The 12,759-nt window shown below is 65.8% G+C and carries 10 protein-coding genes and 1 pseudogene; 6 read left to right on the top strand and 5 right to left on the bottom strand.

Features of this window, described 5'->3' with window-relative positions:
* Positions 1 to 229: 229 nt before the first annotated feature.
* From ACVISU_RS24155 to ACVISU_RS24175, 5 genes are all read left to right on the top strand, one after another.
* Positions 230 to 1,024 (top strand): crotonase/enoyl-CoA hydratase family protein, encoded by a 795-nt coding sequence (locus ACVISU_RS24155; RefSeq protein WP_456708536.1) that lies wholly within the window; start codon positions 230 to 232, stop codon positions 1,022 to 1,024.
* On the top strand, positions 1,021 to 2,904 hold the full coding sequence (locus tag ACVISU_RS24160; RefSeq protein ID WP_456708537.1) for a feruloyl-CoA synthase: 1,884 nt from the start codon (positions 1,021 to 1,023) through the stop codon (positions 2,902 to 2,904). Before ACVISU_RS24155 ends, ACVISU_RS24160 begins: the two co-directional genes overlap by 4 nt.
* Positions 2,905 to 2,924: 20 nt before the next feature.
* The gene (locus ACVISU_RS24165) at positions 2,925 to 3,686 is read left to right on the top strand and encodes an SDR family NAD(P)-dependent oxidoreductase (protein WP_050406241.1); all 762 of its coding nucleotides are present in this window, start codon (positions 2,925 to 2,927) and stop codon (positions 3,684 to 3,686) included.
* Positions 3,687 to 3,749: 63 nt separating this feature from the next.
* Positions 3,750 to 4,169, top strand: a complete 420-nt coding sequence (locus ACVISU_RS24170) for an acyl-CoA thioesterase (RefSeq protein ID WP_456708538.1) — start codon at positions 3,750 to 3,752, stop codon at positions 4,167 to 4,169.
* A 188-nt stretch (positions 4,170 to 4,357) separates the two neighbouring features.
* Entirely contained in the window at positions 4,358 to 5,509 is a 1,152-nt protein-coding gene (locus ACVISU_RS24175; protein ID WP_063695263.1) for an ABC transporter substrate-binding protein, read from the top strand.
* Between the two features lie 79 nt (positions 5,510 to 5,588).
* Here ACVISU_RS24175 and ACVISU_RS24180 read toward each other — a convergent pair whose 3' ends face one another.
* Genes ACVISU_RS24180 through ACVISU_RS24190 form a run of 3 tightly spaced genes read right to left on the bottom strand, consistent with a single transcriptional unit; the run spans position 5,589 to position 9,132 of the window.
* A complete protein-coding gene (locus ACVISU_RS24180) occupies positions 5,589 to 6,320 on the bottom strand; it encodes an ABC transporter ATP-binding protein (RefSeq protein ID WP_456708539.1) in 732 nt (243 codons plus the stop codon).
* On the bottom strand, positions 6,317 to 8,086 hold the full coding sequence (locus ACVISU_RS24185) for a branched-chain amino acid ABC transporter ATP-binding protein/permease (RefSeq protein ID WP_456708540.1): 1,770 nt from the start codon (positions 8,084 to 8,086) through the stop codon (positions 6,317 to 6,319). The genes ACVISU_RS24180 and ACVISU_RS24185 overlap by 4 nt, the downstream gene beginning before the upstream one ends.
* Positions 8,087 to 8,091: 5 nt before the next feature.
* Positions 8,092 to 9,132 carry a branched-chain amino acid ABC transporter permease gene (locus ACVISU_RS24190; protein WP_050406245.1) on the bottom strand — a complete coding sequence of 347 codons (1,041 nt, stop codon included), beginning with the start codon at positions 9,130 to 9,132 and terminating at the stop codon, positions 8,092 to 8,094.
* Positions 9,133 to 9,308: 176 nt separating this feature from the next.
* On the opposite strand from ACVISU_RS24190, the gene ACVISU_RS24195 reads away from it, so the two are divergent.
* On the top strand, positions 9,309 to 9,827 hold the full coding sequence (locus ACVISU_RS24195) for a MarR family winged helix-turn-helix transcriptional regulator (protein WP_050406246.1): 519 nt from the start codon (positions 9,309 to 9,311) through the stop codon (positions 9,825 to 9,827).
* A 122-nt stretch (positions 9,828 to 9,949) separates the two neighbouring features.
* On the opposite strand, the gene ACVISU_RS24200 is transcribed toward ACVISU_RS24195, so the two are convergent.
* Together ACVISU_RS24200 and ACVISU_RS24205 are read right to left on the bottom strand one after the other, a co-directional pair.
* Positions 9,950 to 11,233, bottom strand: a complete 1,284-nt coding sequence (locus ACVISU_RS24200) for a glycerate kinase type-2 family protein (protein WP_456708541.1) — start codon at positions 11,231 to 11,233, stop codon at positions 9,950 to 9,952.
* 21 nt (positions 11,234 to 11,254) lie between these two features.
* Positions 11,255 to 12,480: pseudogene (locus ACVISU_RS24205) on the bottom strand (ABC transporter substrate-binding protein).
* Positions 12,481 to 12,759 lie beyond the last annotated feature (279 nt).

Here is a 12,759-nt window from a genome sequence, read left to right on the forward strand (position 1 = left end):
GAGAGGACTGACGCGCATGTAATACGCGGCGAGGTGGGGTGATCTCTCCACACGGGCACTGTCGGGGTGGAGAGATCGTCACCCCACCCCCGGCTCCCGTTCCGCTTCGCTTCATGTGAGCCGACCCCCCAAGGTAGGGTGGCAGGCTGCGTCGCACGACGTGACCAGTATTGACTCCAGCGCTAATCGTTATAAAACATAACTATTCTAACCAGGAAACAATAACGCCATGGGAAACGCTGCCGACGCGGGTGACGCCTCGCTGCTCAGGGTCGAGACGCGAGGGGCCGTGCTGACGGTCGGGCTCAACCGGCCCGCCAAGCGCAACGCGCTGAACGACGGCATCATCCTGGCGCTGCGGGATTGCTTCTCCGCGATTCCCGACGCGGTCGGCGCCGTCGTCATCCATGGCGTCGGCGATCATTTCTCGTCCGGCCTCGATCTCTCCGAGCTGACCGAGCGCGACGCCACCGAGGGGCTGGTGCATTCCCAGATGTGGCACCGCGTGTTCGACCGCATCCAGTATTGCCGTGTGCCCGTGATCGCCGCGCTGAAGGGCGCGGTGATCGGCGGCGGGCTGGAGCTGGCCTGCGCCGCACATATCCGGGTTGCCGAGCCGTCGGCCTATTTCGCGCTACCCGAGGGCCAGCGCGGCATCTTCGTCGGCGGCGGCGGATCGGTGCGGCTGCCGCGCCTGATCGGCGTGCCCAGGATGGCGGACATGATGCTGACCGGCCGGGTCTATTCGGCAACCGAAGGCGCAGCCTACGGCTTCTCGCAATATCTCACCGAGACCGACGGCGCGCTGCCGAAAGCGCTGGAGCTTGCCGAGCGCGTCGCCGCCAACGCGCCGCTGACCAATTTCGCCGTGCTGCAGGCGCTGCCGATGATCGCCGAAGCCAATCCGCAGACCGGCCTCTTGATGGAATCGCTGATGGCGACGGTCGCGCAGAGCGACAAGGAAGCCAAGAAGCGGATCCGCGCCTTTCTGGATCGCAAGACCGCCAAGGTGAAGCCGACATGAGCGCCAAGGCTGACATATCTGCGTCTGCGTCCGCTGGGAATGCGTATCCGCTGCGCCCGATCTCGTTCGGCAATCCCGACGTCACCGTCGAGCGCCGTCACGACGGCACGATCTATCTTCGCCCCAAGCTCAATCTCGCCGATTATCCCGTTCGCCTGACCGATCGCCTGCATCACTGGGCGAACGCCGAGCCGAACCGCGTGTTCATGGCCGAACGTGCAGCCGGCGGCGGCTGGCGCCGGATCACCTATGCGCAATTGCTGGAAACGACCCGGCGCATCGCCTCCGCGCTGATCGCGCGCGGGTTGTCGGCTGAGCGGCCGATCGTGATCCTGTCCGGCAACTCGATCGATCACGCGCTGGTCGCGCTCGGCGCGCTCTATGCCGGAATTCCGTTCTGTCCGGTCTCGCCGGCCTATTCGCTGGTGTCGCGCGACTACGGCAAGCTCGGCTTCGTCATCAAGCTGTTGACGCCGGGCCTCGTCTTCGTCGACGACGCCGACAAGTTCGCCGACGCGCTGCGCGCCAATGTCGGCTCCGATGTCGAGATCGCGGCGAGCCGCGGCGCCGTGCCCGGCCGCGACGTGACGCGGCTCGCCGATCTGATGGCGACGCCGGAGGATCCGCGCCTCGACGCGGCCCACGCCGCGATCGGTCCAGATACCATCGCAAAATTCCTGCTGACGTCGGGTTCGACCGGCAATCCCAAGGCCGTCATCAACACCCAGCGCATGATCTGCGCCAACCAGGTGATGCTGCGCGAAACGCTGGCGTTCCTGAAGGACGAGCCGCCTGTCATCGTCGACTGGCTGCCGTGGAACCACACTTTTGGCGGCAATCACAATGTCGGGCTGACGCTCTATAACGGCGGCTCGATGTATCTCGACGAGGGCAAGCCGATGCCCGGCGGCATCGAGGAGACCGTGCGAAACCTGCGCGAGATCTCGCCGACAGTCTATTTCAATGTGCCCAAAGGATATGAATCGCTGCTGCCTTACCTGCGCGACGATGGAGACTTGCGGGCGAAATTCTTCCACCGGCTGCACGCGATGTTCTTCTCGGGTGCCGCGCTGTCGCCGTTCATCTGGAACAGCCTCGATGCGCTCGCGGTGCAGGAGAAGGGCTATCGCGTGCCCATGCTGACCGGGCTCGGAGCTACCGAGACCTCACCGTTCTTCATGTCGGTGCGGCCCGATACCAGCCGCTCCGGCCATGTCGGGCTTCCGGTCTCGGGCAATGATGCGAAGCTGGTGCCCAACAACGGCAAGCTCGAGGTGCGCGCCAAGGGGCCGAACGTGACGCCGGGCTACTGGCGGCAGCCCGAGCTGACCGCCAAGGCGTTCGACGAGGAAGGTTTTTACAAGTTCGGCGACGCGCTGAAGCCCGCCAACGCCGGCGATCTCGAGGCCGGGTTCGATTTCGACGGCCGCATCGCCGAAGATTTCAAGCTGGCCAGCGGCACCTGGGTCAGCGTCGGGCCGTTGCGGGCGCGCTTCGTCGGCACCTGCGCGCCGCTGGTGCGCGACGTCGTGATCGCAGGAATCAACCGCGACGAGCTCGCGGCGATCGTGGTCCTCGATCTCGATGGCTGCCGGCTGATCAATCCGCAGCTTGCCGCTGGCGACATCGCGGCCGCGGCCAACGATCCATTGGTGCGTGCCGCCTTCGGCGAGCGTTTCGCGCGTGTGTTTGCGAGTGCCACCGGTTCGTCGAACCGGATCGCGCGAGCGATCCTGCTCGACACGCCGCTGTCGATCGATCGCGGCGAGGTCACCGACAAAGGCTCGATCAACCAGCGCGCGGTGCTGGAGCATCGCAACGAGATTATCGAAGCACTCTATGCGCCGGTGCCGCCGGCATCGGTGATCAAACTCGTCTGACCATTCAAGGAGAGAACGCCATGCAGTTGAAGGACCAGGCCGCCATCGTCACCGGCGGCGCATCGGGATTGGGCGCGGCGACCGCGCGCCGGCTGGCCGCACAGGGCGCCAAGGTCGCGGTCTGCGACCTCAACGCCAAGCTCGCCGAGAGTGTCGCCGCCGAGATCGGCGGCATTCCGCTCGTCTGCGACGTCGCCGACGCAGCGGCGGCGGAGGCCGCGGTGGCAACGGCCGCCAAGGCGCACGGCCCGGCGCGGGTGCTGGTCAATTGCGCCGGCATCGGTGTCGCAAAACGCGTGATCGGCCGCGAGGGGCCGATGGCGCTCGCCGACTTCGACAAGGTGATCAAGGTCAATCTGATCGGCTCCTTCAACATGCTGCGGCTGGCAACATCCGACATGGCGAAGCTCGAGCCGCTCGCGACCGGCGAGCGCGGCGTCGTGATCTCGACGGCCTCGGTCGCGGCCTATGACGGTCAGATCGGGCAGGCGGCCTATTCGGCCTCCAAGGGCGGTATCGTCGCGATGACACTGCCGATCGCGCGCGAGCTCGCGCAATTCGGCATCCGCGTGCTGACCATCGCGCCCGGCCTGTTCATGACGCCTCTGCTGGCCGGCCTGCCGCAGGAGGCGCAGGATTCGCTCGCGGCCGCGATCCCGTTCCCGCGCCGGCTGGGCCAGGCCGACGAATTCGCCTCGCTGGCGCTGCACATGATCGACAATCCCTATCTGAACGGCGAAGTGGTGCGGCTCGATGCCGCGCTCCGGATGGCGCCGCGCTGAAGCATGATCCGGAAGAGCGCAAAAAGCTCTTCCGGATCGATCACGTTCAATCGAGGACAGACCATGTTCGTCAACCGGCGCGACGTGCAGATCCAGTGGGGCGATTGCGACCCCGCCAACATCGTCTACTACCCGCGCTACTTCGCGATGTTCGACGACTCGACCTCGATCATGTTCGAAGCTGCCGGTTGCTCGAAACAGGACCTCGTCCACAAATACGGCCTGGTCGGCATTCCCATGGTCGACACAAGGGCGAAATTCCACATTCCGTCGACCCATGGCGACTGGATTACCATCGAGAGCCGGATCGATAGCATCAAGCGCTCGAGCTTCGAGGTGGTGCACCGCGTGTTCAAGGGCGAGGCGCTGGCGATCGAGGCATTCGAGACCAGGGTGCTGGTCGGCCGGCACCCGGACGATCCCGCCAGGCTGAAATCGGCGCCATTTCCGCAGGACGTCATCGACTGCTTGATGAAGGGCTGACTGATTCAGGGCTGACTTGGACCTCCTCATGACCCGGCTTCCGGAGCATGATCCCGGCGCAAACGCGTCTCGCGTTTGTCGCGAGGGAAAACCGGTTTCCACTTTTCCGGATCATGCTCTAAAGAAGGGGCTGAATTGGCCCGCAAAACTGGTTTAAACCCAAAGAACATATCCGCAGGGAGGAATGAATGAGGAAGGCCACTCTCGCCGCAGCGTTGCTCGCAGCTGCTATCGCGCTGCCGGGCGCACCCGCTCTGGCGCAGACCAATGAAATCACCATCGGCATCTCGATCTCGACCACCGGCCCCGCGGCGGCGCTCGGCATTCCCGAGCGCAACGCGCTCGATTTCGTGCCGAAGGAGATCGGCGGCGTGCCGCTGAAGTTGATCGTGCTCGACGACGCCGGCGATCCGACGGCTGCGACCACCAACACGCGGCGCTTCGTCACCGAGTCCAAGGCCGACATCATCATGGGCTCCTGCATCACGCCGACCACGATCGCGGTGTCGACGGTCGCCAACGAGGCCGGCATCCCGCATTTCGGCCTCGCGCCGTTCCCGATCAACGACGCCCGCGCGAAATGGTCGGTCGACCTGCCGCAGTCGATTCCGATCATGGGCAAGGTGCTCTACGAGCACATGAAGGCGCACAACATCAAGACCGTCGGCTATATCGGCTATTCGGATTCCTACGGCGATCTCTGGGTCAACGACTTCAAGGCGCAGGCGGTGCCGATGGGCCTGACCATGACCGACGAGGAGCGCTTCGCGCGTCCGGATACATCGGTCGCGGGCCAGGTGCTGAAGCTCGTCGCCGCCAATCCCGACGCCATCCTGATCGGCGCTTCCGGTACTGCGGCGGCGCTGCCGCAGACCGCGCTGCGCGAGCGCGGCTACAAGGGCCTGATCTACCAGACCCACGGTGCCGCCACGATGGACTTCATCCGCATCGCGGGCGCGTCGGCGGAAGGCGTTATCATGTCGGCCGGCCCGATCATGTCGCCGGAGACCCAGCCCGACAGCGCGCTGACCAAGAAGCCGGGCCTGACGCTGAACGCCGCCTATGAAGCCAAGTACGGCGCCAACAGCCGCAGCCAGTTCGCCGGCCACTCCTACGATGCCTTCGAGGTGCTGAAGCGTATCATCCCGACGGCGCTGAAGACTGCCAAGCCCGGCACGGTGGAATTCCGCGAAGCGATCCGCCAGGCGTTGATCTCCGAGAAGGAGATCGTGGCGAGCCAGGGCGTCTACAACTGGACCGAAAAGGACCGCTACGGCCTCGACGACCGCTCGCGCATCCTGCTGACGGTCAAGGACGGGAAGTACGTCCCGGCGATGTAAGCCGGCCGCGATCCGCAAAACGAGGAAGCCGGTCCCGCTGAGGGGCCGGCCTTTTCGCTAGCCACACGCGTCAGCGATATTAAATCGCGCTTTCGCCCTCGTGCTGGAAGCCGAGATAGCTCGCGGCGACGCCCTTGTTGGCGGCTATCTCATGGGCCGGGCCAGACAGCACGAACTCGCCGAGCTCCATCACATAGGCGCGGTCGGCGATCTGCAGCGCCGCCTGGGCGTTCTGCTCGACCAGCAGCACCGAGACGCCGGCTGCGCGGAGCTCGCCGACAATGCGGAAGATGTCGGCGACGATGATCGGGGCGAGGCCGAGGCTCGGCTCGTCCAGCATCAGCAGCTTCGGAGCGCCCATCAGCGCGCGGCCCATCGCCAGCATCTGCTGCTCGCCGCCGGACAGCGTGCCGGCGAGCTGCTTGCGGCGCTCCTTGAGCCGCGGAAACAGCGTGTAGACCCGCTCCAGCGAGGTCGCCGCGACCGCCTTGGTGATCCGGAAGGCGCCGAGCTCGAGATTGTCCTCGACATTCATGGTGCCGAACAATTCGCGATGCTCGGGCACCAGGCTGAGGCCGGTCGCGACGCGGTCCTCGATGTCGAGCGGCGCCATGTCGATACCGGCGAAGGTGGTGCGGCCGCGCAGCGGCAGCACGCCCATGATGGCGTTGAGCAGCGTGGTCTTGCCGGCGCCGTTGGCGCCGATGATGGTGACGATCTCGTTCCCTCCAACGTCGAGCGAGACGCCGCGCACGGCCTCGACCTTGCCGTAGGCAATGTGGACGTCGGTCACCGTCAGCAGTGCGCTCATGCGGCGGCTCCGAGATAGGCCTTGATGACATCAGGGTTGCGCTTGATCGCGGCCGGCGTGCCTTCGGCGATCTTGGTGCCGAAATCCAGCACCACGATGCGGTCGGCGAGATCCATCACGAACCCCATGTCGTGCTCGACCAGCAGCACCGACATGCCGCCGTCGCGCAATTGCCTGAGCAGCGCGGCGAGCCGCTGCTTCTCCATGTGGCGCAGGCCGGCGGCCGGTTCGTCCAGCAACAGCAGCATCGGATCGACGCACAGCGCACGCGCGATCTCGACGATGCGCTGCTGGCCGAGTGAGAGAGAACCCGCGAGCTGGTCGATCTGGTCGGACAGGCCGACGCGTTCGATCTGCCGCGCGGCTTCCGCCAGCAGCTTCGCCTCGTCGGTGCGGTCGAGCCGCAGCATGCTGGAGATCGCCCCGGAATTGCCGCGCAGATGCGCGCCGATCGCGACGTTCTCGAGCACGGTCATGTCGGGCACCAGCTTGACGTGCTGGAATGTGCGTGCGACCCCGAGCTTGACCACCTCCTGCGGCGGAGCGTTCGCAACCTCGTTGCCGAGCACCGCGATCTTGCCACTGGTTGCAGCCAGCACGCCGGTGATCAGGTTGAAGGTCGTGCTCTTGCCGGCGCCGTTCGGGCCGATCAGCGCGACGATCTCGCGGGCGTTGACGTCGAACGAGACGTCGTTCACCGCGAGCACGCCGCCGAACTGCTTGCGCGCCTTGTCGACGTGCAGCAGCACCTGGGACGTTCCTGGCGCCCGCTCGCGGTGTTCGAGCCTCACTGATGTGTCCGGCGTCTTTCGTCCCGGCTTGAACGGCAGCCGCGACATCAGCCAGGGCCAGACGCCCTGAGGTGCGAGCTGCAACAGCAGCACCAGCATGATGCCGAACACGATGGTCTCGAGCTGGCTCTGGCCGCCGAAGATATAGGGCAGGTAGCTCTGCAGCACCTCTTTCAGGATCACGACGATGCCGGCGCCGAGCACGCCGCCCCAGACGTAACCGGCACCGCCGACCACTGCGATGAACAGATACTCGATGCCGGCCTGCGCGCCGAACGGCGTCGGGTTGGCGGCGCGCTGGAAATGCGCGTAGAGCCAGCCGGACAGGCCGGCCAGCACCGCGGCATAGATGAACACCAGGAGTTTGGCGCGCGGCGTCTGCACGCCGAAGGCTTCGGCCGCGATATGGCCGCGGCGCAGGGCGCGGATCGCGCGCCCGGTGCGGGAATCCAGCAAGTTCATGGTCAAGAGCGCGGCGAGCAGCACCGCGACCCAGATCGCGTAATAGATCGTATCCGGGTTCAGCATCTTGAACGAGCCGATCGAGAGCGGCGGGATGCCCGAAATGCCGTCGTTGCGGCCGAGGAATTCCAGCTTGCTGAACAGATAGAACAGCCCGATGCCCCAGGCGATCGTGCCGAGCGGCAGGTAGTGGCCCGACAGCCGCACCGTGACGAGGCCGAGCAGCACGGCCGCGATTCCGCTGACCAATAACGACGCCGGCAGCGTCAGCCACGGCGAGACGCCATAGGCGGTGGTCAGCACCGCGGTGGTGTAGGCGCCGAAGCCGCAGAACGCGGCCTGTCCGAACGAGGTGAGGCCGCCGACGCCGGTGAGCAGCACCAGCCCCATCGCGACCAGCGCGGCGAGGCCGATATTGTCGAGCAGCACGATCCAGAACGGCGGGATGCCCGGGACAAGCGGGATCACCGCCAACACGAGCGCGAAGATGACGAGAGGAAGTCGCTGCGTCATCGCGCTCAATCCTTCTCTTCTTCGACCTGGGGCGCTGCAAGCGAGCGCAGCACCAAGACGGGAAGGATCAGCGTGAACACGATGACTTCCTTGAAGTTGCTCGCGTAGAACGAGGAGAAGGCCTCGACGATGCCGACCAGGATGGCGGCGACCGCGGTCAGGGGATAGCTGACGAGGCCGCCGATGATGGCGGCGATGAAACCCTTCAGGCCGATCAGGAAGCCGGTGTCGTAATAGAGCGTCGTGATCGGCACGATCAGGATGCCGGAAATCGCGCCGATCACTGAGGCGAGCAGGAATGCGATCTGGCCCGACAGCGTGGTGCGGATGCCGACCAGGCGGGCGCCGAGGCGATTGACCGCGGTGGCGCGCAGCGCCTTGCCGGTCTTGGTGTAGCCGAAGAAGAGCCACAGCCCCACGATGAAGCCGATCGTCAGGGCGTACACGGCAAGGCTCTGGCCGGTGAAGCGCAGCGGACCTGCGGTCACCGCGGCGCTCGACAGCGCCGGGCCGCGCAGGCCTTCGGCGCCGAAGAACACCAGGCCCAGGCCCTGCAGCGCCAGATGGCAGCCGACCGAGGCGATCAGCAGCACCAGCACGGAGGTGTGCGCGATCGGCTGGAAGGCGATGCGGTAGAGGAACAGCCCGATCGCCGCCACGATCAAGAGTGCCAGCGCGATGTTGACGGCGATCGGCGTATGGGGACCGACCAGTGCATAGACGAGGCCGAGCAGCGCGAAGGGAAACACGATGTTGAGCCCGACCGAGCGCATCACCAGTCGGGCATGCAACGCCTTGCGCGCGAAGAACAGGTCGAGCGCGAAAGCGACGATGCCCATCGCGACCGCAAGGCGCACCGTACCGGGCACCTGCCCGGTCGCCAGCATGGCGTAGCTCAGCGCGCCGTAGGTGACGAATTCGCCCTGCGGGATCAGGATCACCCGCGTCACCGCGAACACCAGCACGAGGGCCAGCCCGAGCAGTGCGTAGATCGCGCCATTGGTGATGCCGTCCTGCAGCAGGAACAGCATGATCGTCGTGTTCAAGGCCGAGCGCTCCCCCTCAAGCGTCGGACCGCCGCGGCCGGTTGTGCCGGTCGGGTCGGCCGATATCGGCTGTTGATAGCCGCCGGTATTTGATATAGTTCATAACGATTATTGGATATAATCTCAAGGTCCCCGAGCGTCCCGCGGGGTTTTACCGGGATTGCGAGCCTGGAGCGATGACTGTTTCCAAGACCGCCGCCGATGCCGTCCGTTCGCCGCGTGCCCAGCGCCGGGAACCGGTCGATCCTGCCGGGGACGACAGCATGCTGCAACTGGGCGAACTGTCCGGACTGCTCGGCTATTCGCTGAAGCGCGCGCAGCTCAAGGTGTTTGAGGACTTCCTGCGCTGCGTCGCGCCGCTGCAGCTGACGCCGGCGCAGTTCTCGGTGCTGCTGCTGCTCGACAAGAATCCGGGCCGCAACCAGACCGAGATCGCCAACACGCTCGGCATCCTCAGGCCGAATTTCGTCGCCATGCTCGACGCGCTGGAGAGCCGCGACCTTTGCGCGCGGATGCGCTCCACCAACGACCGCCGCTCCCACATCCTGGTCCTGACCGACAGGGGCCGCGCCGTGCTGGCGCGCGCCAAGAAGCTGGTCGCCAACAAGCACGAGGCGCGGTTGATCGAGGTGCTCGGCCCGGCCAACCACGCCGCGCTGCTTGAGATGCTGGCGAAGCTCGCGCAGGAGTTTTGAGGCCGGCGGCGCCTCTGCCGTCATTGCGAGCGTAGCAAAGCAATCTATCGTGCAGCATGCACGGAACGATGGATTGCTTCGTCGCTATCGCTTTCGCAATGACGGGGAGAGAGCGGTGAGTCTCAATCCACCAAAATCACCCTGACATCGTTGACGTTGGTCAGCGTCGGCCCGGTCTGCAGCAAGTCCCCGGTCTGCGCGAAGAACCCGGTGGCATCGTTGTTCTCGAGATAGGCCTTGGGGTCGAGGCCGAGCGACTTCATCTTCGCGAAGGTCGCATGATCGATCGCGGCCCCGGCGGGGTCGGTGGCGCTGCCGGCGCCGCCATCGGCGCCATCGGTGTCGGCGGCCAGCGCTGCGACATTTGGCGTGTCCTTGAGCAGGTCGGCCAGCGCCAGCGCGTATTCCTGGTTGGGGCCGCCACGGCCGTTGCCGCGCACCGTCACCGTGAGCTCGCCGCCGGAGATGATCGCGACGCGCTTGCCCTCGCTGCGTGCCTTCAATGCGAGCCGCGCGTGCCCGGCTGCGACGTCGCGCGCCTCGCCCTCGAGATCGGCGCCGAGCGCGATGGTCTCGTAGCCGGCGTCCTGCGCGACCTTCACCGCAGCGTCGATCGAGGCTTTCGGCTTGGCCAGCAGCTCGAACGTCGCGCGCGCAAAGGCGGGATCGCCCGGCTTGCAGCTCTCGTTCCTGGGATCGTCGAGCGCGCGGCGGACTGCGTCGTCGACGGAGAGATTGTATTTGGCGACCAGCGCACGGGCATCCGCCAGGGTGGTCGGATCCGGCACGGTCGGCCCCGATGCGATCGCGGAGGGGTCGTCATGCGGCACGTCTGATATCGCCAGCGTGACGACCTCGGCGGCGTGCTGGCCGGCGCGTGCCAGCCGTCCTCCCTTGATGCGCGACAGATGCTTGCGGACGATGTTCATTTCGCCGATCGGCGCGCCGGAGCGCAGCAGCGTGCGGTTGACCTGCTGCTTCTGGGCAAAGCTGACGCCCTCGACGGGCGCGATCCAGTTCGCCGAGCCGCCGCCGGTCAATAGCACCAGCAGGAGATCGTCAGGCGTGGCTTCTGCCGCGAGCCGCAGCGTATCGTCGGCCGCGCGCAGGCCGGCTTCATCGGGCACCGGATGGCCGGCCTCGACCACCCTGATGCGGCGGGTCGGCACGCCATGGCCGTGGCGGGTGGTGGCGATGCCGACCAGCCGCGACGGTTCGAGCCCGAGCGTGTCGAGATAGTGCCGTTCCGCCGCCGCGGCCATGGCGCCGGCGCCCTTGCCGGCGGCGAGGCAGATCACGCGTCCCTTCGGTGCCGGCCGCAGCCGCGATGCCAGCACGACATCGGGATGCGCAGCCGCCACCGCGGCATCGAAGATCGAACGCAGGAGAGGACGACGGTCGGTCATGGCTGTGCTTTCGTTACCCGATCAGTTTCCGCCGATTTCGCCGCTGATGACGTCGCCGAACAATTGCCAGCGCTCGCCCTTGAACTGCATCAGCTGCAATTGCTCGATCGGCTGGAAGTCGGTCGGCCCCGTGGTCAGCGTCACGCCGGGCAGCAGGCCGCCCTGCGCAAACTGCTTCAGGCTCGCCGCCTGCTTCATCACATTGGCGCGGGTGAGGTCGTCGCCGCAGCGGCGCAGCACCTCGACCATGGTGGTCGCCAGTTGTAGCCGGTCATCGCCGAGGCATCGACGCGGTTGGTGTCGGGCATGTATTTGGCCAGCAGTTCGTCGAACGCCTTCATGCCGGCGTCGTCCTTCCACTGCGGATCGCTGGCGTCCTTGGCGTAGGCCGCCGAGATCACGCCCTGGGCGTTGTCGAGGCCCGCGGGGCGCATCACCGTCGCGGTGGAGGCCGAGACGTTGGAGACGATGGTCACCGGCTTCCAGTTCATCTCGCCGAGCTTCTTGATCGCCTGGGCGCCGAATTTCGGCGTGGTGAAGAAGATGATGACGTCGGGGTTCGATGATTTCAGCCGCACCACATGGGAATCGATGGTAGGCTCGGCAACCTCGTAGCTCTCCTTGGCGACGACCCGTGCGGGATCGCTGGCGAAGCCGTCTTCCAGGCCCTTCAGATAGTCCTTGCCCATGTCGTCGTTCTGATAGAGCACCGCGACCTTTGCGGCAGGCTTCTCCTTGAGCAGATATTTCGCGTAGATTCGCGACTCGCTCTGGTAGCTCGGCAGCCAGCCCATGGTCCATGGGAACGCCTTCGGATCGTTCCACTTGGTCGCGCCGGTGGCAACGAACAGCTGCGGCACCTTCTTGGCGTTGAGATATTTCTGGATCGCGGTGTTGGAGGCGGTGCCGAGCGTGCCGAACAGGAACAGCACCTCGTCGCTCTCGACCAGCTTGCGTGCCTGCTCGACCGCCTTCGGCGGGGAATAAGCATCGTCATAGGAGATGAAATTGATCTTGCGGCCGTTAATGCCGCCGTCGTCGTTGACCTTCTTGAACACCGCAGCCATCGCCTTGCCGACCACGCCATAGGCCGACGCCGGGCCGCTATAGGGCACGATGTTGCCGATCTTGATCTCGGTATCGGTCGCACCGGTGTCGTATTTCTTCTGCGCCCATGCGGCATGGCCGGTCATGGCGGCGACGGCGAAGCCGAGCAGGGCGGTTGCGACACGGTGGCGGATCGGCATCGGCATTTCCCGAAATCTCCTTGTTGTTGCCGGCGCGGAAGGGCCGGGTTCTCTTCGGTTCTTGCCGGTTCTCCTAGCGCATTGCCGGGCAAAGTGTAAGCAGGCATCGCCGGGGCCAGAGCGTTTTCGAGCGAAGTGGACACCGGTTCGCGCGAAGAAAACGCGTCAAGACTCGAATCTGGAGCTTCGGTTCTGACTCAATCAGAACCGAAATGCTCTAGCCGGCCCATGGCGAGTGAAAGCCCCTGCGACGGTATCGCAGGGGGCCAATGCCAGTCG

The sequence above is a fragment of the Bradyrhizobium sp. USDA 4452 genome (assembly GCF_054063575.1).